The following is a 20,844-nucleotide window of genomic DNA, read 5'->3' as shown; positions in this document are numbered from 1 at the left end:
AAAATCTTTTTTATTTTTCAAAAGAAATAACCAAAGGAGACTTGCAAAGAATAGTAGCACTGAAACGATCTTGATATCGAAATATCGTAAGGAAAGAAAAACCAAAGGAGCATAAAGAAGTGAAAAAATAAAGTTCATTTCTTCTCTATCGTACCATCGCACCAGAAATATTGAGGACCTCTCCACTTACATAAGTTGCTTCATGCCCCATAAAGTATGCACATTTTGCGACTTCATCAACGCGTCCGAAACGTTTAAGAGGGATGGTGTTTTTAATATCCTTGGCATTAGGAATATTTTCTATCATCTCCGATTCTATGATACCTGGAGCCAGGGCATTTACTCGTATATTGTAGCGTCCAAATTCTACCGCTAATGTCTTGGTAAGTGCAATAATTCCTCCTTTAGAGGCAGAATAGTTTGCCTGTCCTGCATTTCCGCAGATCCCCGAGACAGATGCTATATTTACTATACTGCCCTTCTTATTTCGGATCATGTTTTTTGAGATGTATTTAGTGATATAAAAAGGAGCATTAAGATTTGTATGGATCACATTTTCCCATGCTTCACCTTCCATAAAGAAGAAAAGGCTGTCACGAATAATGCCTGCATTATTAATAAGAACATCTACTTCTAAATGCTCTAATGCATTCTGTATCTCATCCTTATTGTTCATGTTAAAGCCAATAATTTCTCCTGACTCAATACCATTTAAAAGTTCTTCTGCCTTCGATCTGTTTGTGTTGTAGTGAACATAAACATAGTAACCGTGTCTGGCATACTCTTTAACAATAGCTGTTCCTATAGAACCTGTAGCACCTGTCACTAAAACTTTTGGCTGATCCATTTTACGCAAACCGCCCGTTGATCAATAGTGGTTTAATCTTTTTAATATCGATATCCATTCTTCTGTCCTCTATAAGAGGCTTGGTAATAACACGAATTTCATCATAAATCTTTCTCAGATGAGGGGAGATATTTTCTTTTCCTCTTATATCTACAGCTTGCGCCATTCCTATGAATGCTATCGTGAGCATATTGTGAAGTTCCGGCATCATTTTAGCAAAGTCATTGGCGGCTGTTGTCCCCATAGAAACCTTGTCCTGGTTAAGTGATTCCGTCGGTCGGGAATGGACAGAGGCTGCTGTTGTATTTTTGATCACATCGGCACTAAGGGAGCTTAATGTGATTTGCATTGCTTTAAAACCATGATAATAGGATTCAGGGGCAAGTTTTAAATTTTCGCCTAGACCTCTGTTAAATTTGTGATCAACAAGTAAAGCGAATTCTTTATCAAGCAGATCTGCTAAATTTGCAGCACATATCTTTAATGTATCCATTGCATGGGCCACATATCCACCATAGAAGTTTCCTGAAGTATATATTTTTTCATTTTCTCCATCTATAAGAGGATTGTCATTCACAGAGTTTATTTCGGTTTCGACCCAATTTTTTGAGATCACTAAATTGTCTCTAATGACTCCTAAAACCTGTGGGGCACAACGCATAGAGTAATTATCCTGAATATTGAGATCATTATCTTCAAAGAACTTGGCATAACGGTCATCTCTACCATGAGTAAGTTTTGAACCTGCTATTTTATTTTTAATGTTTTTTGCTGCTTCTATTTGTCCCGAAAAAGGTTTAGAATCATGAACAAAATCCGATACAGGTGTACTGTCACCTAAGAGAACTTCAAACATTCCTGCAACATAGGATTCCATTGAGTTTAAAATGATCTCAAACTCTTCTAACGCATTTAATGCAATAGCACTCATGATAGTGGTTCCATTCATAATTGCCAATGCTTCTTTAGGTTTAAAGACATAAGGCTCAATACCTAATTCCTCATAAACGGCACTGACCTCCCGAATATCACCGTTATAATATACCTCACGTTCTCCAGCGATGACTGCAGCGATATACGATAAAGGAGTTAAGTCACCACTGGCCCCAACAGAACCCTGGGAAGGAATGACTGGAAGAATATCCTTTTCAATTAGAAGTTCAAGCCTGTGAAGAAGATCCATACTGACAGCAGAACGCCCTTTACTTAGTGAAACCATACGCATGATCACGGCATAACGACATACCTTTTTACTAAGGTTTTCACCTACGCCACAACCATGAAATCTATACAGGTTTTTTTGCAAGGTCTGACTGTCTTCATAGGATACATAGTTCTTGCCACTTGCTCCATATCCTGTAGTAATACCATAAATAGGTTTAGTCTGTATCTGATGCATTAAAAAATTATGCGAATGCTCAATAGCATCAATAAATTTTCTGTCATTTGAAATTTTCACCGTTTTCGCTGCAATGATTTCATCAAGACCTATTGTCTTGTTCTCTATCGTTAATGTCACTTTTTCTCCCAAAAATTATATAAGTTAAACCACTGGTTTGGATATGCTTTTACGATCTCTTCAAGTTTTTTTACATATATCGCTAAAGCTTCTTCTATAGCCTGTTCCTCGGGTTTATTTTTATCCATGTCTATCCTGATATATTCTACTTTATATCGTTGTATGCCGATCCATATAATAAAATAAGCCAATATAGGTTTATCCACTTTATAGGCAACTTGAAATGGATTTTTATTAAATCTGGCTTTTTCATCTAAAAATAAGACTTCGATCTCGGCTTTTTCGTTAGAAGCCCTATCTGCCATTATGGCAACAACCTCTTCCTTTAGCAGAGCATTGGCGATCTGCACAGAAACAGCTATCGTCCCTTGGTTTAAATCTATCACATGAATATTTGATTCTCTCTCGAGATCATTTTCGATTTTTTTAATACCATCAAGCATCGCTTCCTGCATGACAATATTTATCCTGTTATGTACATGTGCTCCACTTGAAGATGCTGCCCAACCTCCAAAATGAGAATAAACCAATACGGTTCCAGACTCTAAAATTTTTGTAGGTATTTCTATATTATCATACTCAAAACTATAGTTTTCCGGATTGACCTTTGCTACAAACCTATCTGTCATGCAAACTGCAAACATTCGTAAATGTTCATAGTAACGCCTGTTCGTAAAAGGTACACCCAGGTGTGCATAATACACTTTTAACCCATCTCTAGCATTTTTTGCAACAATAAAATAAAAAAACGTGATTGGATATAAGAGGTAATAAAAAAATCTATAACCTAATGTTTTATAGACATATAAAGCTGCCTTTATACTCCATCCACTGCCTCTCTGTTTTCTTTCATTCATATGTTTAATTACTTTTGAAGAGCATAAATGGTTTTATGATCGTTTTCACCCATTTGAATGGCAATATTTGAACATGCACCCAAACAATAGCCATAGTATCTTCGAATTTTTTAAAATGACTCACTCTCTCTTCTGCTACCGGGTAATAACATTCTATGTCTACTTCTTTTATCTTTTTACCCGCATCGGCATGCCTGACCAGCACTTCCATTTCCCAGTCAAATCTTTTCGTTTTGATAGGAAGATCTAAAATAGATACCGGGTATATTCTGTATCCAGACAATGAATCCTTTATCGTGTATCCAGTATCCCAGCATGCCCACATATTACTGAACCATCGACCAAATTTAGAGCCAAAAGGCACATGTTCCAGATCAAAGTTCCTTGCCCCAATAATAATTTCATCAGCATCACATACATCTATCAGACGTTTTGCCTGGGATGCCAAATGTTGACCATCGCCATCCATACTAAGTACATGAGTATAACCCAGTTCTTTTGCTTTAATTGTGCCGCTTATAATTGCTTGACCTTTGCCCTGATTTTCATCGTGTCTTACAAAATATATTCTCTTCTGTTCTTCTTCTGAAAATAGATCTTTAACAGCTGTGTCAGAACCATCATCGATCACGATAACTTTGTAGCTATGGTTTAAGACATCATTCACAACATCTCTTATAGTTTCCGGATTATTATATGTGGGTATGATTACAATAACGCTAGTTTGATTCATATGCTATTTCACTTACCTTTTCTTCATTTTTGAATATTTTTATGTTTCTTTTTTTTTCATCACTTTTTATAGTACATGTCAAAACATCATTAGGTTTTATATGGGCTATAAACTTACTTTGCATAATGTTCACTACATTATCATTTAGTATATCGGCGATTATGTCTATAAGTGCAAATCCCGGTAAAATAGGGTAGTTAGGAAAGTGTGCGTGGAATACAGGATGACTTTCTGAAGAGAGTTGTAAAATAATTTGTTCTACATCCTGTTTTACAATAGTATATAAACCATGTACCAAATGATTTCCCTCTCTTCTCCTTGATAGTTGTATTTTACCGAAAGCTAACTAAATATACTATACAATCTTGCAGATTCAAGACATTCCCCTGCTAGAGAATAAATTAAGAGAAGAATATGCATAACTTTTTTAAAGACAATGATACAAAGACAGCTTTAGAAGCACAATATGAAGCTCAAAAGATCGCTTTTGCTCCGATTATATTCCAAGTTGCCAAATCAATGCGTGATTTAGGGATCTTAGAGACTTTATATGACAACGATAAACTGGGACTGACCCTAAATGAGATAGCAAAAAACACAAATATCTCAACCTACGGTGTTAAAACATTGTTAGAAACTTCATTAAGCGCGGACATTGTTAAAGTAAAGAACAAGAGATATCATATAACCAAAACAGGATATTTTTTACTCAAAGACAAAATGACCAGAATCAATATGGATTATAATCACGATGTGAACTATCAGGGACTCTATTACTTAGAGGATGCCATTAAAAATGAAAAACCTTCTGGACTAAAAGTTTTTGGAAATTGGGAAACGATTTATCCGGCACTTTCATCTTTACCAGAAAAAGCACAAAATAGCTGGTTTTCTTTTGATCACTATTATTCAGATACCGCCTTTGAAGAAGCTATACAGATATTGTTAAAGAACGAACCCGAAAAGATTTTAGATATTGGCGGGAATACTGGTAAGTTTTCGATAAAACTTGCTCAAGCTGACCCAAATACCCATATCACTATCCTTGACCTTCCGGAACAAATAGCATTAGCACAAGAAAATATAAGTCATGCTCAACTGGATGATCAAGTCGATTTTATTGGGCTAAATATTCTTGATCATACAAAAGAGATCCCGAGCGGATATGATATTATTTGGATGAGTCAATTTCTTGATTGTTTTAAAGAAGAGGATATAGTGGCATTATTAAAACGTGTCAAAGCATCTATGGACAAAGATGCTTATGTTTATATCATGGAACCTCTTTGGGACAAACAGAGATTTGAAACTTCTGCTTATTGTATCATTAATACTTCGCCTTACTTCACAGCGATGGCAAATGGTTATAGTAAAATGTTTAATTCTGTAGATATGATTGATTATATCAATAAAGCTGGGTTACATGTAATAGAAGAGATCGATAATATCGGGATCTGTCAAAGTATCTTGATTTGTAAATGATCATTCACTAAATTATTTCCCTGAAACATTATCCATCTATCACTAACGTAAAACTGCCAGATGCTACGTTTGTATTATTATTCTGGCTGTAGGCTTCAAAAGAAAATTGTTTATACTGGTTTATTTCAGCTTCTTTTTTAAGCCTAAGAATATATAGCCTATCTTCCAATTTCCCCAGGAGCTTTATGTTCTTGGCTATTGCCAAAAAACCAATTTTAGCTTGATCTTCTATATTGAAAGCGGAACTGCTTTGTGCTGCTGCTTCCATGAACATAGCTAAAGTTGGAATTGAATCAAATTGGCATCTTACCTCTGCAATATCATGATCTTTAAGAAGGATCTCTTTTGCAAATATAAGTGGTTCTTTATGGGGCAGTTTTATAGTGTCACCTTTATGATATTTGGTTTATTGGTATGTATATTTCTTGCGATATTGAACATATGACTAAGGGATGCAGGTGTTTTTATTTCATCATTTTCCGCATCAAAACATAATGTTGCTTCTTCTTTGGTCATTCTTACCTTTAATGCAACACCACATTCTAAAAGATCTATGCATTTGTTCACTTCTTCGATCTTATCTATATTCAATGTCTCTGTTCCCAATAGCAACAGTGTATCACCATCTAAAGCTTTGATCGCACCTGCTTTCAAGATATTTAAAGAAGTATGGTCTCCACTGGATATTGTCATGATCTCATTGGTATTATCACTTAACATAGAGAGGTAAGAAACTGCCGTATTATAAACTGAATTTTGAAAATGTGTTGGACTGCTGTGTTCTTTTGCACTTATTGCATTTAAGATATTGGCCGTTGCACTCAATTCTCCAAAACTACTTCCATAGATAATTCTACCATTTGTAAAAGAGACTTTATTCGCCAAGTAAATAGCTATTTTTGCTGCTCTGGTCAACCTTCTTCTTATTACCATTTTGGGAACAAGTTCTTTCGTGTTGAGGTCTTCTATTTCTTTGGATGCATACACATAAGCACTGTCAAGTATCTCTAGATTGATTGTCATTTGCATCTTCCAAACACTAAACTACAGTTGTTCCCACCAAAAGCGAAAGAGTTACTCATGACATAATTGATTTCGACGTCTTTACTTGCTAAAGGTAAGTTTAGATTTTCATTTTCCGGGATATCCAAAAAAGTGTTTTGAGGACACTTCTGTTCTTTAAGTACCATACAGGATATTACAGCTTCTAATGCACCTGCAGCACCAAGTGTATGCCCGGTTATCGACTTGGTCGAACTGACATAAGGCTTATCAGGGAAAAGAGTAGCTATAGCATTTGCTTCTGCATTGTCATTCGCTACGGTACCTGTACCATGAGCATTGATATAATCTATCTGACGAGACTCAAGAGATGCAGCCTTCAATGCTTGAGACATAGCTGCAATGGCTCCTTTGCCATCAGGATGCGGATGAGTCATATGATATGCATCTGAACTATATCCTACACCACAAACTTCAACAGAATCTTGAGAGGGTGTATTTTCCAATAACAAACAAGCGATCGCTTCTGCAACATTCATACCTTCTCTAGCGCTATCAAAAGGTTTACAGGGAGTCGAAGACAGTACGCCTAGAGATAAAAAACCGCCAACTGTTATTTTAGACAAACTATCAGCACCAACAACAAGTGCGTTTTTATATATCCCTTTAGACAAAACCTCATAAGCATAACCTATTGCATTGGCACTGGAAGTACATGCTGTTGAAAAAGAGATGTCATCGTAAAAATCAAATTTTTCATTTAAAACATTTGCAATAGCATTAATATGATGAAAGTCAGGATCGATATTTTGATACGTTTGTGTTTCAAAATATATCTCTTCCGTGGTATGCATGCCTCCAACAGAAGACCCTATGATCAAAAGTGTATCTTTAAAGTTTTCTAATCTACTTTGCTTTAAAATATTTTCACATTGTAATATCAGTGCATCGTAAAATTTGTCATTTGTACATAATTTCCCTATAGCAGGCTGAGATTCAAAGAAGTAGTTTTTATCCTGTTCTATACCACTGTTCCCGTTACATATATGAGTGAACAATGTTTTATCGTTATCCCCCGCACAACTAATAGAGGAAGTAGCAGTGATAAAAACCTTATTTTTTATTTTCATTAATATAGTTTAGAAGGTTTTCTACGGAAGCAAAAATATGTTGATATAATGTAGCATCATCGATTTTAACACCATATTCTTTCTCAATTGCCAAAACCAGTTCAATAGAATCAACAGAGTCCAAGCCTAAACCTTCATCGCCAAAAAGCCTGTCAGTATCATTAATTTCATCAGGTGTTATATCTTCAAGATTTAAATATTGTATTAATGTTTTTTTAAAGTCTTCACTTGTTATCATTCAAAGTTCCCCTATCTTATTGCCGTGAATTTTACACTATAAATACTTACAATCAAAATTTATAACCAAAATACGTAAATAGGAAACCAGTTGTATCTATATCTTTATAGCTGAAAGCAGGAATATAAACAAAATTTACGCTCAAGTTTTCATAATACAATGAAATGGTAGGTCCCACCCCTCCAGTAAGCCCATAATCTCCATCATTACGATTCAAGTCACTGTCCGTGTAGATTTTTTTTATCCCGACAAATCCACTCAGTCCCACTGCTGTATCAAATACACCGGTATCAAAACGATAAGCATGTCCCATTCCAACAACAAACTGTGGATTCTCAAAAGAATCATTGAAAATTAAAGCGTTGGTTGAAAAATAGAGTTCATTATAATCATTAAAAAAACTATACTCATAACCGAGTCCATAATTGAATGCATTGTATTTCTCACCAAAACGATCATTTGTATGCTCATGAATAGTAAAGCCGGTTACAAGAATTCTTTGCTCATTGGAAAAAATATATAAAGGTAATAAAAATAAAATAATATATTTCATTCTTCTCCAATCAAATAAAATTCTTTGTAGTATAGTAGGAATATCTTAAATCATTTCTATTTGAAATTATTATCTTTAATCATTTTTGGTTACAATTCACACATTTAAAGTGATAGGGACAGGTAGTGCATTTTCATCAAGTTAAACTTTTAACTTATGGTTTATTTTTAACAAATTACTATGGAATTAAACTGGGAAAGGTTTTAGATTCTATAGGGAAAAAAAGATTAAGATTAGAATATTCACAAAAAATATTAGCAAAATTAAATATCAAAATAAATATTGAAAACCCGGAGAAATTACCTGATAATGGGCAATATCTTATTTTATCTAATCATCGTAGCATTATCGATCCTCTTGTTATTGATATTGCACTTAAAAATACCAATATATTTGGCTTCTGGGTATCTAAAAAAGAGTTATATAACTCTTTGTTCTTCGGAAATGCCGTACGTAATGGTGGAGCCATACGTATAGATAGGAAAGATAGCAAAATGGGTACATTTTTTTCAGATGTCAAAAAAGCTTTAAACGATGGAAACTCAATATGTATCTTTCCAGAAGGAACCAGGAATAAGACCCCGCAGGAGCTACTAGAGTTCAAAGATGGATTTCGCTTCATTGCATTAAAAAATAGAATTTCAATACTGCCTGTCTACATTCAAACCAATACTGATAGTGCACTTAAACAAGGTTTGCATAATAATGATAAAGAACAAGAGATTACTATTGTTATTGGTGAGATACTGGATCATAGGGATAAAAATGATCTGGAAACGACATATCGTGCTATGTTCGGATTAGGGATCTAGATATTCTTATCATATAGTTAAAATGTAGTCTTTGAAGGCATATCGATAATTAAAAAGAGGGTGGTACCGCAGGTCGGATTCGAACCGACACGCCCGAAGGCAGAAGATTTTGAGTCTACCAAGTCTACCAGTTCCATCACTGCGGCATACATTGTAAAATGTAGATGGGATTTTACATAGTATGTGCTTAAAGAAGGGTTAGTGGTTCAAGAATTACATCGCATAGACAGAGAGGCGTAAATGATCCGGTCTGACTACTAGTTTTATCTAAACTGTGTACAATGGAATTGAAAGCAGTTTTTGGAGATGGAGAGTGATGAAAAAAGTAGTGGTGATCGGGGGAGGGTATGGCGGACTTCGTGCTATCGAGGCGCTCCATAAATACCGGGATATAGAGATCACACTGATCGATAAAAACCCCTATCATTACCTGCAGACCGAGGCGTACGGCTATATCGCAGGCCAGTTCGATGTGCATCAGGTCGCCATTGATCTTAAGAACTGGTGTGACGGGTTTAAAGAGCGGGTCACGTTCCTGCATAAAGAGGCCACCTCCATCTCTTTTGAGGAGAAGAGCGTACAGGCGGAAGATGAAACGCTCTCTTACGACTATCTGATCCTTGCAACGGGGGCAAGGACACATTTTTTCTCATTCATCGAGGGGCTGCGAGAACACAGTTACGGTGTCAAGGACCTGCAAAGAGCCTATAAGTTCAGGGTAGAGTTCGAGAAGCTTATTTACAAAACATTGAGAGAGGAAGAAGCCTGTAAAGAGGGCCCGCTCAACATTGCCATAGGGGGTGCGGGACTGAGCGGTGTGGAAGTCGCTGCCGAAATGGCCTATGTCCTGGAATCATACAGCAAAACCATAGGCGATACAGCCAAAGAGATACAGATCTATCTGATAGATGCAAGCGAGACGATACTTCCGGGCATGGGCAGGTACAGCATAGAGAAGACGAAGAGACGGTTGGAGTCCCTGGGTGTCAGGATCCTGACGGGGACTTTCATCAGCGCTCTGGATGCCTCACATATCTGTTTCAAAAACGGCGAAAAGCTCCCCTACAGTTTCATGATCTTTACCGGAGGTATCCAAGCAGCGGCACTCAATGATACGATCGAGAATGAAAAGAACCGCATCGGGCAGCTTGTTCCCTCTACAGAGCTCAATATCCATGGCCGTAAAGAGGTCTTTGCCATAGGCGACTGTGTCGAGATCAAAGACCGTGAAGGGAGGGTATTGCCTCCCACGGCGCAGATCGCTGAGAAGAGTGCAGAGTATGTGGCAAAAACCATCCGCCAAAGAATAGACGGTGTGGAGTCCCGGCCATTTGATGCCAGTGTTTCGGGCGTATTCATCGCCTTGGGCGGCACCTATGCCGTAGGGGAGATGTTCAGGTATATCAAAGTGAAGGGGTATGTCGCCTATCTGCTCAAAAAAGCGATCACCCATGCGTATTATCTTGGCCTCCGTCTACGCATCAATACAGGTTTTAAAAACCGGAACAGATAGCCACAGAGGCAAGATCTTCTATCCTCTTCTACCCATTGTAAGGTGAAGTGGGCTGAAATATCTCTCTTTGGGGAATTTCCATCTATACAATAGCAGTTTTTGCTCCCATTTTATAGGTGCCTAAACTTAATCTGATATAATAACTTTATTATTTAATATGATATTTGGAGAAGTTTTGAAAATTACGATTATCATTACGGCTATACTTTTTATTTACGCTGCATTTTCAACCATTTTCCATGAAACAGCATTGGTGGGGGATATAGGAAAACACATAGGCAATACCAACCTCTATCTGTTCGGCTATCTTGCCTATATCAACATCTTCGTGCTGTTCTATCCCCTCTTCAAGCTCTATGCAGATCCGCGTGTAAGAAAAAAGCTCGATTTTTACCTCGGTTGGATACTCCTGTTCATTGCTCTGATACTTTTCAGCTCACTGGTCCTCGAAGCGCAGAATATAGGTTTTGTAGGTACGCAGATCGTTGAGTTCCTCTACCCGCTGATCGGTAAAGCAGGGCTGTGGCTCTTCTGGCTGATGGTCATGACGCTCTCTTTGGTCTTTATACTGGAAGACGACTTTGAATTTCCGAGTTTCAAGATGAAGAGATCTGAGCGCTCGTTCTCTTTTTCATGGGTGGGCAGCATGTTTTCGGCCCTGGGAAGAGGGATCAGGAAGCTATTTAAAAACCCTTTCTCTTCACCGTCGCTGGAAGACGAGATGATGCCTGTGCTCGATCTCGAAGAGGAACAGCCGCAGCGAAAACGCGTGGCGAAAAGGGCCGAGGCCCCGAAGATCCCGGCTGTCAGGGAAGAGGTTCAAAAAGCACCCGTCAGCGAGAAGACAGATGACCCTGTGCTGAATGAGATATTTGAGCTTGAGCATGAGATGGAGGTCAGCACTGCACAGAGGAGAGCTGCCAAAAGCGGTTCCCATGTAGAGATCGTCAGTGAGCTTGAAGAAAACTCCAAGCTGATGGAGCAGATCGATAGAGGGCAAGTGCTTAAACCCAAGAACTTTAAGCTTCCCAAGCTCGAATTCTTACAAAAAGCACCCAAAACCACGAAGAAGATCAATGAAGCGGAGATCGACCGGAAGATAGAAGAGCTGCTTGCCAAACTGCAGGAGTTCAAGGTCGACGGCGATGTCGTACGGACCTATAGCGGACCGCTGGTCACCACGTTCGAGTTCAAACCCGCACCCAATGTAAAGATCTCCAAGATCCTGAACCTGCAGGATGACCTTGCCATGGCGCTTTCAGCCGAGACGATACGTATACAGGCGCCTATTCCGGGACGTGATGTCGTAGGGATAGAGATACCGAACGACACGGTGGAAACGATCTATCTGCGTGAGATCCTGGAGAGCCCCCTGTTTAACGAGTCCTCTTCTCCGCTGACCGTGGCACTGGGGAAAGATATCGTGGGCAAACCCTTTATCACCGACATCAAAAAACTTCCGCACCTGCTGATAGCGGGAACCACGGGATCGGGTAAATCGGTGGGTATCAATGCGATGATCCTCTCTTTGCTCTACAGAAACGACCCCGACCAGCTCAAGCTGATGCTGATCGACCCCAAGATGCTGGAATTCTCTATCTACAATGATATCCCGCATCTTATCACGCCGGTGATCACGGAGCCCAAAAAGGCCATTGCCGCGCTTTCGAACATGGTAGGGGAGATGGAACGCCGTTATAAACTGATGGCGGAAAACCGCACGAAGAACATAGACAACTATAATGAAAAGGTCAAGAAGGACGGCTCTGCAGATCCTTTCCCTTTCATCGTGGTCGTCATCGACGAACTGGCGGACCTGATGATGAACGGCGGGAAAGAGGTAGAGTACTCCATCGCCAGACTGGCGCAGATGGCAAGGGCTTCAGGGATCCACCTGATCGTTGCGACGCAGAGACCGAGCGTGGATGTGGTGACAGGGCTGATCAAGGCCAATCTCCCATCAAGGCTGAGCTACAGGGTGGGGCAGCGTATCGATTCCAAGGTGATCCTGGATGCGATGGGCGCAGAGAGCCTGCTCGGACGCGGGGACGGACTCTTTACGCCTCCAAGTGCGAACGGACTGGTACGTCTGCATGCACCGTGGAACACAGAAGAGGAGATAGAGACGATCGTGGAATTCCTCAAAGCACAGCGTATGCCGGAATACGATGAGAGTTATCTGGTAGCAGGCGGCGGGTCGAACGCTGAATCACAGGACGGAGAGATAGACCTCGATCCGCTGTATGAAGAGGCGAAGCAGATCGTCCTGACGGACAACAAAACATCCATCTCCTACCTGCAGCGAAAACTGCAGATAGGGTACAACCGTTCTGCCAACATTATAGAGCAGCTCGAAGCGACAGGAATCCTGAGCGAACCTAATGCAAAAGGTAACAGGGAGATCGTCTGATCTCCTGTCATTTGACAAATACCTTCTTTTTTCTTCCCGTTTTTCCATTTTTTTTGTAACGATACGATACATAAAAATTATCTCTTTAATATCTTGCACTTATAGAGGCTTAATCAAATTATTTTTTGATACCATAAGGCACAAATATTACAGAGGAGACCATTATGGCCTTATTAGAAGAATATAAAGCACATACGGCTGAACGTGCGGAGTTGGGTGTACCACCTCTCGCGCTGACGCCAGAGCAAACAGCAGAACTTGTAGAGTTACTTAAAGCAAGTCCGATCGCAGAAGTTGATTATGCAATGGACATGTTCGAAAACAAAGTACCTGCAGGGGTAGATGATGCAGCTTACATTAAAGCGGCATTCCTAAATGATATCGTACAGGGGAACATCACTTGTGATGCGATCGATCCGGTAAAAGCATGTAAGATCCTTGGATCAATGCTGGGCGGATTCAACGTTACACCACTGGTCGAAGCACTTAAGATCGGCGGTGAAGTGACAGACGAAGCGGCAGAGCAGCTTAAAAACACGATCCTTGTCTACGATGCATTCAACGATGTGAAAGCAATGATGGACCAAGGCAATGCGAAAGCAAAAGAGATCGTCGAGTCTTGGGCAAATGCTGAGTGGTTCTACAACAAGCCGGAGATGGAAAAAGAGATCACGCTGACCGTATACAAAATTCCGGGTGAAACGAATACGGATGACCTTTCTCCGGCATCAGAAGCATTTACAAGAGCAGATATACCGCTTCATGCGAACTCTTTCCTTGTCAACAGAATGGAAAATCCTCTTGAGACCATGGATGAACTTAGAAAAAAAGGTCACCCGTTGGCATACGTTGGTGATGTGGTAGGTACAGGTTCATCAAGAAAATCAGGTATCAACTCTGTGCAGTGGCACATGGGTACGGATATTCCTGGAATTCCTGGCAAAAGAACCGGCGGTGTGGTCATCGGTGGGATCATTGCACCGATCTTCTTCAACACTGCGGAAGATTCAGGATGTCTGCCGATCCAGGCACCGGTAGACAAATTGGAGACCGGTGATGTGATCACGCTCAAGACTTTTGAAGGTGTGATCGAGAAGAACGGTGAAGTGGTTTCCGAGTTCAAACTTGAGCCAAATACACTTCCGGATGAGATGAGAGCAGGGGGACGTGTACCGCTTATCATCGGTAAAGGTCTTACGGCTAAAGCGAGAGAAGCACTTGGACTTGGTGCATCTGATGCGTTCATGGCACCGGCACAGCCGGAAGACAACGGTAAAGGGTATACTTTAGCACAAAAAATGGTCGGTAAAGCATGCGGACTTGAGGGTGTGAAACCAGGTGTATACTGCGAGCCGGTATGTACCACGGTAGGTTCTCAAGATACGACAGGTGCAATGACAAGAGATGAAGTAAAAGACCTTGCGGCACTCAGCTTTGGTGCTGACTTTGTACTTCAGTCATTCTGTCATACCTCTGCATACCCAAAACCGGCAGATATCAAGCTACACCACACACTTCCGCAGTTCATGACGGAAAGAAAAGGTTTCACGCTTAGACCGGGTGACGGTGTTATCCACTCATGGCTGAACAGAATGTGTCTTCCGGATACAGTAGGTACCGGTGCGGATTCACACACAAGATTCCCGATCGGTATCTCGTTCCCGGCTGGTTCCGGTCTTGTTGCGTTCGCAGCGGTAACAGGTATGATGCCTCTTACGATGCCTGAGTCTGTACTTGTAAGATTTACAGGAGAAATGCAGCCAGGTATCACACTGAGAGATATGGTTAACGCTATCCCTTACCAGGCGATCAAAGACGGACTTTTGACGGTTGAAAAAGCTGGTAAGAAAAACATCTTCTCAGGGCGTGTACTTGAGATCGAAGGTCTTGAGCAATTGAAGTGTGAGCAGGCATTCGAACTTTCTGATGCTTCTGCTGAGCGTTCTGCTGCTGCGTGTACAGTGAAGCTTGACAAAGAGCCTATCATCGAGTACCTTGAGTCTAACATCGCTCTGATCGAAGAGTTGATCGCGCAAGGCTATGAAGACAAAGCGACACTTGAAAGACGTGCACAGAAAATGAGAGACTGGATCGCGAATCCGGTACTGCTTGAAGCAGATTCTGATGCTGAGTACGCAGCGGTGATCGAGATCAACATGTCTGAGATCAAAGAGCCGATCGTAGCATGTCCAAACGATCCGGATGACGTGAAAACACTTTCAGAAGTACATGCAGCTGGTCTGAGAACAGATATCGATGAAGTATTCGTTGGTTCTTGTATGACGAACATCGGTCTTTTCAGAGCGAATGCAGAGGTACTTAAAGGTGAAGGTCAAGTAAATACAAGACTTTGGATCTGTCCTCCGACAAAAATGGACGAGAAGACGCTTACAGAAGAGGGGTACTACTCAGTATTCGGAATGGCCGGAGCAAGGATCGAACCACCTGGATGTTCTCTATGTATGGGTAACCAGGCTGCTGTTAAGCAAAATGCATGGGTATTCTCTACATCCACAAGAAACTTCGACAACAGACTTGGTAAAGGTTCTCAGGTGTATCTTGGTTCTGCCGAGCTTGCTGCGGTGGTCGCACTTAACGGTAAGATCCCAACAGCTGAGGAGTATTTGGCAGTAGTTTCAAATAAGATCAAGCCGGAAATGACTGATGACATTTATAAATACCTGAACTTCAACAAAGTTTCCAAAGAGGAACTTGAAGCGATGGTCGAATAGTAAGCTTTCGCTTCGATCGCATTTCCTCCCCTTCCCGGGGTAGGAAAATCCGAATTTTCCCCCAAAACACTTTTTTCACCTGCGCCATTTTAACCCTGTACATTTATGCTTGATATGTAGCCATCAACACTCCATACGCTTATCCATTGTTATTTCTATAATATATATTTTATTAAGATACTTCATAATTAAAATTAATGTTATATTATTTACGTTACAATCGTTTGTGTCACAAATTAGAATAAAGGAGTTTCAATGGGAACGATGATGTTAGTGATCGGAGCAGGGTTGGTCTTGAGTTTGATAGTATTTTTTATCTGTGAGGAGAAGTCGCTCAAAGATGTCAAAATGTCAGATATGAAGTGCCTTGTAAAAGACGAGGTCAATGTCTCAGAGTGTTTTGAAGAATACAGTACCATACGTTATATGTTTATCTATTTCGCTGTCGTTTTTATTGTAGCCGTGATAGTCTCTACCCAGGTTTATCTGCCAGGTCAGTATGGATTGGGTGAAGTGCTTGCGTATACTTTTATTCCGCCGCTTTTGGGTTCATTGGTCATTTTACTGGTGAAGTGGACCTATCAGCCTGTGATCAAGCTCATATCTTCTTTTATGTTCGGTGCAGGGTATATTGGTGCTACAGGATTGGCATTTGCACTGATCTACGGTATCAACGCCTGATCTTTTAATTCTTTTTCCTTTGTTTCCGGTCAGATAGACAGTTTTTATGTCTATCTGACCGGCATTTCTACGCCGTTTTTGCATCTGTTGCAAACGTGCGCTGTACAGATTTCCTTACGCTTAAAGATCTTTTCTTTTGCACCCTGTGTTGATGCCAAAAGGCATATAAAGCGGGCACCATCCGATCAGAGCCGTCAAGAGCAGGATACCGCCGATCACATCTGCGATGATATTGCCGTACTTTAGTCCCCACGCTACAGCAACCAATCCTATGATTAGTCTGATGATCCTGTCCATTTTTCCCATATTGCATGTCATAGATAACTCCTTTGATTTGATTTTGCATATTATTATGACAAAGTTGTGGGTAGCGAGTGTGTAACAGAGGGTAGAGGAGTGTGCTTGTATGTTCTGGAGCGGTCTGGCTTACAGGTGCTCCGGGTTCAAGAACGCTTTGTAGGATTCAAGTATCTTCGAGACCCTGTTCCCTTTCATGCAGGCCAAGGTCACATGCATACGGAAAAGCAGCTTGCCTTCCTGGTTCACGATCTCCTGGAACATGATCAGAGAGGCTTTTTTGAACTCTGCCACGGAAGTGTGTACCGTTACGGTATCGCCGAAGAGGGCCGATGCCATAAAATCCGCATCGATGTGTTTCACCACGAAATGGTACTCCCCCTGGATAGGGCTTGAGCCTTGAGAGAAAAAGAGTTCCGACCGAGCCCTTTCGCAGAAATTGAGGTATTTGGAATGGTAGCAGATACCTCCCGCATCCACATCTTCGTAGTAGATCCTTATCTTCACGCTGAACTCCCTTCTTTACTCTAACTCCAAGCTCTTAAGATCAAAACAGTCACTCAATGTTTAAAACTTGAAGTTGTTTTGATCGTATTTATTTGTATTGTACAAAAAATAGAAGAAAGTGTTACTAAAATAGTATGACTAAAGAGGTGGCTTTTTATTATTATTATCGCTCTTCTCTGCGAATACAATATTAAGATTCAATTTATTTATGTAGATGTACAATAGAACTGTATAGATAAAAATAATAAGGAGTTCTACATGAAAACGATTCAATCAAGAAGTAAGAAATTTGTTTCAATGTTGGCCGCGTTGTTCGTGGTCTTATTCGGCATGATGGCTATTGGCTGCGGCGGTGGCGGCAGTGGTGACACTTATACACCACCGCCATCTACTGTTGTCGAGGCTCCGGGTGTACCGACGAGTTTTGCTGTTCAAACGTCAGCCGTGGGTGGAGTACTGTCTGCTGAGCTGATCTGGCAAGCACCGACTTCAGGCGGTCCAGTGGACACCTACGAACTTTACAAATACACCTCGACTTTACCTACACCGAACCACCTCATCTCCCTACCGGCTACAACCTTTGGTTTTACAGACAATGCCGGGCTGGATAGGTGTGATATCACCTACTATATACTTGGTGCTAAGAACGCCGGCGGGGAGACCCGTACGTTACCGATAACGGCTGAGTTTTCTGGTTGCGGTACAGGTGAAGTAGATGCATACGGGAACAACATGGCTTCAGCGTTGATCTTTGCCGATGGTATAGGTATCAGTGAGGAGGTGATTACAGGAGAGTGGACAGAAAACAACATTTCCCTTGTCGACTACAATACAGGGCTGCGCCCGGTCATCGAAGAAAATGCGTCGGAACTGCCTTACTTCGATGTGAATACGACATATGTGCTAGATGGCGTGACCTACTACAAGCAGAAGACCATAAGCACGTGGCAGGGTGAATGGATAGACGGATCGACTTCGCTGGTTGAACACAATGTTACGGCAAAATGGGGCGACAACCTGATCAGCCAGACACTGACCACCGAATCTGTTGTGAGGATCGAGATGGTGCTCACCAAAGCCCTGGATACGAATATGACGGCTTACAATATGGTTTCACTCTACGGTGAAAAAGATATGGAGATATACGGGACAGACGGAAACACAACATCAGTCGATACGGCCTTTGTCTTTACCGCCTATGCCAGCCTAAAGATCGAGAGATTGGATGCACTAGGTGGTACTCCGGTAGACGGTGGTCTAGTGGATGAGCAGGCACTTTTTGACGGAGGTCCAGACGGTCCAGGTCAATTCGCAGCTGAGATCAATGTGGCGGGTAATCTCGTATACGGATACGTGTGGGACCTACCGACAAATAATATCCCAGCGGGAGCATATCGTATCACGTTCACGCTGAATAACCCGAGCAACGTCATTATCGGTGATGTCGGAGTGCCAACCGAAGGAGACCCAAGTACATTCCCTGTACTCGATTCGCCTATTCAGACGCACATAGATATTACCATTCACTAACAGTGGAATCATCAGCAGGAGTGTGAGCAGTTATGCTCCTGCCTGCTGAGCATGCTAGAAAAAGTAGCCAAGAGTATTCAATCTAAATATCTTTAGTGAAAAATTAAAACTCCAATGGCACTTCTTTTAATTTTTGAATATAGAGCAAGGCGTTTGAAAAACTGTATTGATCCACATCTTCCATCCCTTCGTGTTTATACCCCATTAAAAAGTCAAATCCGTCCAATTCGATCTCTTTCACTTTTTTCAAGTAGACAACGTAGAAGAGCAGATCGGCCAGATCGCTCACCGGGATCACGTCCCTGAAATCTTTATCGAATTCATCTATGTATTCATCACATATGGCTTCATTGGACATAAAAAGTATCCAGAGAATGATGTTGTCTATCTTTTCGGGCGGATTGACCTGCTTGATAAACCGCTGATAGATCTCTTTGTTTTGGGAGATCTCTTCAAGCTGCTCATTTGCCTGTGAGATCAGAAAATCGATTCTTTCGTCACTGAGTTTCTCATTTTTATAGTCATTCACTACAGACTTTGCGATTTGGTAGGTATACATCATTTCTCTTTCTATGTTAATATGCAATTATTGCAGGATATTCTGAAAGTTTCTGAAAGATAGGACAAAAGATCGGGAATTGGCCTAGTGTGCCTCTTCCTCAAGCTTCTTGGCCATTTTACATCCCTCTTCAGAACCAAGCTTGCAGGCTTTGCTGTAGTATTCGACCGCTTTGGGGATGTCTTTTTCGACCGTTTCGCCCTTTTCGTATTTCAGTGCGACTGAAAAACATCCATAGTAGTCTCCTGCATTGTCGCAGTCATCCTTGAAATCCTGAAAGATCTCCATTGCGCTGCTTTCTTCATCCAGATCATCAAACTCGTCGTCCAGGTCGTTCGATTCTGCATGTGCAAATATGCCCATCCCCAAAACAAGTATACCCATCAGTAGTGTTTTTTTCATTTTCATTCCTTTGATTGTGTTAGCGCAATTCTAGCTTTTTTCACGCAAAATGATCACGCTTTATCTGTTTTTCTGTTCAATATGTGATGGATTGTTTCATTTTGTTGATTATTTTGCTGACAAAGCTTGCTTGATCCCTATCAAACTCATAAATCTTCCCGAGCATCCCTGCTCTTTGCGGTAAGAGAAGAACCGTTCTACTTCGCAGGCGGTGCAGGTGTGACTCATCTCGATGTTCTCTTCTTTGAGGCCTGCTTCCAAGAGCTGTTTTTGGTTGATGAAGGGTAGGTCCAGCATATATTTTTCACCTTTTTGCGTCAACGCTTCAGGGGTATGGAAAAAGTGTTCCGCCACCTCTTCACCTACCTCATAGCAGCAGCGTCCTATGGCAGGCGCGATACCTGCCATGATCGCTTCAGGGTCGCACCCATACTCCGCTATCATCTTTTGCACCGTCTTGGAGGCGATCTGCGCTTTGGTACCTTTCCATCCTGCATGCACCGCTGCGACCACCTCTTTTTGCCTGTCATAGAGCAGTATGGGGACACAGTCAGCCGTAAGGATGCCCAGCACCACCCCTTTGACAGCGGTGATCAGCGCGTCACACTCTTTGACGGCATCGGAAAGACTCTCCCAGCCTCTGGTCTCTTTCAGGGTAATGCACTGGATGTTGTCACTGTGGGTCTGGTCGGCAAGCACATAGTGCAGGGGTGTTTCACTGCTGAGCAAACGCGAGAGCCTGTTTCTGTTGGCTGTGATCTCTTCGGGTGCTTCGCCTGTATGCAGCGCAAGGCTGAAAGCATAGGGGAGGTCATGGGATTTCGTGGTCACAGTATGCAGCAGGGAGGGGAAACGTTTAAAGTGTTCAAAGGTGAAAAGCTCAGGCATGATACTCCTTACAACTATTTTGATATAATACCCTAAAAAAAGAGGATGCTGCATGGAATCATGGTTTGACTTTGACAAACGTATCTTTAAACATTTTTCCTACCTTCTTATGTTGCAGCTCATTCCTCTTCTTGTTATCTCATCCTATCTGG

The 20,844-nt window shown here is 41.3% G+C and carries 22 protein-coding genes and 1 tRNA gene; 7 read left to right on the top strand and 16 right to left on the bottom strand.

The features are described 5' to 3' along the window. Positions 1-145 precede the first annotated feature (145 nt). From VIM88_RS00530 to VIM88_RS00510, 5 genes are read right to left on the bottom strand one after another with little or no spacing between them, the layout of a single operon-like run. Positions 146-847 carry an SDR family NAD(P)-dependent oxidoreductase gene (locus VIM88_RS00530; RefSeq protein WP_331860927.1) on the bottom strand — a complete coding sequence of 234 codons (702 nt, stop codon included), beginning with the start codon at positions 845-847 and terminating at the stop codon, positions 146-148. A gap of 1 nt (position 848) precedes the next feature. Continuing rightward, positions 849-2,366 (bottom strand): aromatic amino acid ammonia-lyase, encoded by a 1,518-nt coding sequence (locus VIM88_RS00525; protein WP_331860926.1) that lies wholly within the window; start codon positions 2,364-2,366, stop codon positions 849-851. Next, positions 2,363-3,223: a lipid A biosynthesis acyltransferase gene (locus VIM88_RS00520; RefSeq protein WP_331860925.1), complete on the bottom strand. Its 861-nt coding sequence runs from the start codon at positions 3,221-3,223 to the stop codon at positions 2,363-2,365. Before VIM88_RS00520 ends, VIM88_RS00525 begins: the two co-directional genes overlap by 4 nt. 4 nt (positions 3,224-3,227) lie before the next feature. Continuing rightward, on the bottom strand, positions 3,228-3,956 hold the full coding sequence (locus tag VIM88_RS00515) for a glycosyltransferase family 2 protein (RefSeq protein WP_331860924.1): 729 nt from the start codon (positions 3,954-3,956) through the stop codon (positions 3,228-3,230). Further along, entirely contained in the window at positions 3,943-4,254 is a 312-nt protein-coding gene (locus tag VIM88_RS00510) for a hypothetical protein (RefSeq protein ID WP_331860923.1), read from the bottom strand. The genes VIM88_RS00515 and VIM88_RS00510 overlap by 14 nt, the downstream gene beginning before the upstream one ends. A 116-nt stretch (positions 4,255-4,370) precedes the next feature. Here VIM88_RS00510 and VIM88_RS00505 point away from each other — a divergent pair, with 116 nt between their 5' ends. Continuing rightward, complete coding sequence (locus tag VIM88_RS00505) at positions 4,371-5,438, top strand: class I SAM-dependent methyltransferase (RefSeq protein ID WP_331860922.1); 1,068 nt, start codon at positions 4,371-4,373, stop codon at positions 5,436-5,438. A 28-nt stretch (positions 5,439-5,466) separates the two neighbouring features. On the opposite strand, the gene VIM88_RS00500 is transcribed toward VIM88_RS00505, so the two are convergent. The 5 genes from VIM88_RS00500 to VIM88_RS00480 form a co-directional block, all read right to left on the bottom strand. Next, entirely contained in the window at positions 5,467-5,706 is a 240-nt protein-coding gene (locus tag VIM88_RS00500; RefSeq protein ID WP_331860921.1) for a hypothetical protein, read from the bottom strand. A gap of 110 nt (positions 5,707-5,816) precedes the next feature. Further along, on the bottom strand, positions 5,817-6,461 hold the full coding sequence (locus VIM88_RS00495) for a beta-ketoacyl synthase chain length factor (protein ID WP_331860920.1): 645 nt from the start codon (positions 6,459-6,461) through the stop codon (positions 5,817-5,819). Then, positions 6,458-7,570, bottom strand: coding sequence for a beta-ketoacyl-[acyl-carrier-protein] synthase family protein (locus tag VIM88_RS00490; RefSeq protein WP_331860919.1), 1,113 nt, complete (start codon positions 7,568-7,570; stop codon positions 6,458-6,460). The genes VIM88_RS00495 and VIM88_RS00490 overlap by 4 nt, the downstream gene beginning before the upstream one ends. Then, entirely contained in the window at positions 7,554-7,808 is a 255-nt protein-coding gene (locus VIM88_RS00485) for a phosphopantetheine-binding protein (RefSeq protein ID WP_331860918.1), read from the bottom strand. Before VIM88_RS00485 ends, VIM88_RS00490 begins: the two co-directional genes overlap by 17 nt. Before the next feature lie 52 nt (positions 7,809-7,860). Further along, positions 7,861-8,361 (bottom strand): hypothetical protein, encoded by a 501-nt coding sequence (locus tag VIM88_RS00480; RefSeq protein WP_331860917.1) that lies wholly within the window; start codon positions 8,359-8,361, stop codon positions 7,861-7,863. Positions 8,362-8,486: 125 nt separating this feature from the next. Here VIM88_RS00480 and VIM88_RS00475 point away from each other — a divergent pair, with 125 nt between their 5' ends. Then, positions 8,487-9,173, top strand: a complete 687-nt coding sequence (locus tag VIM88_RS00475) for a lysophospholipid acyltransferase family protein (protein ID WP_331860916.1) — start codon at positions 8,487-8,489, stop codon at positions 9,171-9,173. Positions 9,174-9,234: 61 nt separating this feature from the next. Here VIM88_RS00475 and VIM88_RS00470 read toward each other — a convergent pair. Further along, a tRNA-Leu gene (locus VIM88_RS00470) sits at positions 9,235-9,319 on the bottom strand. A gap of 170 nt (positions 9,320-9,489) precedes the next feature. Here VIM88_RS00470 and VIM88_RS00465 point away from each other — a divergent pair. The 4 genes from VIM88_RS00465 (at position 9,490) to VIM88_RS00450 (ending at position 16,509) form a co-directional block, all read left to right on the top strand. Further along, positions 9,490-10,686, top strand: a complete 1,197-nt coding sequence (locus tag VIM88_RS00465; protein ID WP_331860915.1) for an NAD(P)/FAD-dependent oxidoreductase — start codon at positions 9,490-9,492, stop codon at positions 10,684-10,686. A 175-nt stretch (positions 10,687-10,861) separates the two neighbouring features. Next, positions 10,862-13,096, top strand: coding sequence for an FtsK/SpoIIIE family DNA translocase (locus VIM88_RS00460; protein ID WP_331860914.1), 2,235 nt, complete (start codon positions 10,862-10,864; stop codon positions 13,094-13,096). Between the two features lie 164 nt (positions 13,097-13,260). Next, positions 13,261-15,828: a bifunctional aconitate hydratase 2/2-methylisocitrate dehydratase gene (gene acnB, locus VIM88_RS00455; RefSeq protein ID WP_331860913.1), complete on the top strand. Its 2,568-nt coding sequence runs from the start codon at positions 13,261-13,263 to the stop codon at positions 15,826-15,828. Between the two features lie 255 nt (positions 15,829-16,083). Continuing rightward, entirely contained in the window at positions 16,084-16,509 is a 426-nt protein-coding gene (locus tag VIM88_RS00450) for a hypothetical protein (RefSeq protein WP_331860912.1), read from the top strand. 120 nt (positions 16,510-16,629) lie between these two features. On the opposite strand, the gene VIM88_RS00445 is transcribed toward VIM88_RS00450, so the two are convergent. Together VIM88_RS00445 and VIM88_RS00440 are read right to left on the bottom strand one after the other, a co-directional pair. Then, entirely contained in the window at positions 16,630-16,827 is a 198-nt protein-coding gene (locus tag VIM88_RS00445; protein WP_331860911.1) for a DUF2892 domain-containing protein, read from the bottom strand. A 108-nt stretch (positions 16,828-16,935) separates the two neighbouring features. Next, positions 16,936-17,313 carry a YbgC/FadM family acyl-CoA thioesterase gene (locus VIM88_RS00440; RefSeq protein WP_331860910.1) on the bottom strand — a complete coding sequence of 126 codons (378 nt, stop codon included), beginning with the start codon at positions 17,311-17,313 and terminating at the stop codon, positions 16,936-16,938. Positions 17,314-17,757: 444 nt separating this feature from the next. On the opposite strand from VIM88_RS00440, the gene VIM88_RS00435 reads away from it, so the two are divergent. Then, positions 17,758-18,843 carry a hypothetical protein gene (locus tag VIM88_RS00435; protein WP_331860909.1) on the top strand — a complete coding sequence of 362 codons (1,086 nt, stop codon included), beginning with the start codon at positions 17,758-17,760 and terminating at the stop codon, positions 18,841-18,843. A 103-nt stretch (positions 18,844-18,946) separates the two neighbouring features. Here VIM88_RS00435 and VIM88_RS00430 read toward each other — a convergent pair whose 3' ends face one another. The 3 genes from VIM88_RS00430 to pgeF form a co-directional block, all read right to left on the bottom strand. Further along, positions 18,947-19,402 carry a hypothetical protein gene (locus VIM88_RS00430; protein WP_331860908.1) on the bottom strand — a complete coding sequence of 152 codons (456 nt, stop codon included), beginning with the start codon at positions 19,400-19,402 and terminating at the stop codon, positions 18,947-18,949. An 84-nt stretch (positions 19,403-19,486) separates the two neighbouring features. Continuing rightward, positions 19,487-19,804 (bottom strand): hypothetical protein, encoded by a 318-nt coding sequence (locus tag VIM88_RS00425; protein ID WP_331860907.1) that lies wholly within the window; start codon positions 19,802-19,804, stop codon positions 19,487-19,489. 108 nt (positions 19,805-19,912) lie between these two features. Next, positions 19,913-20,692 carry a peptidoglycan editing factor PgeF gene (pgeF, locus tag VIM88_RS00420; RefSeq protein ID WP_331860906.1) on the bottom strand — a complete coding sequence of 260 codons (780 nt, stop codon included), beginning with the start codon at positions 20,690-20,692 and terminating at the stop codon, positions 19,913-19,915. Positions 20,693-20,844: the final 152 nt, after the last annotated feature.

The sequence above is a fragment of the Sulfurovum sp. genome (assembly GCF_036568385.1).
In the GTDB taxonomy this organism is placed as follows: Bacteria; Campylobacterota; Campylobacteria; order Campylobacterales; family Sulfurovaceae; genus Sulfurovum.
This window is presented reverse-complemented; position numbering and strand designations above follow the sequence as displayed.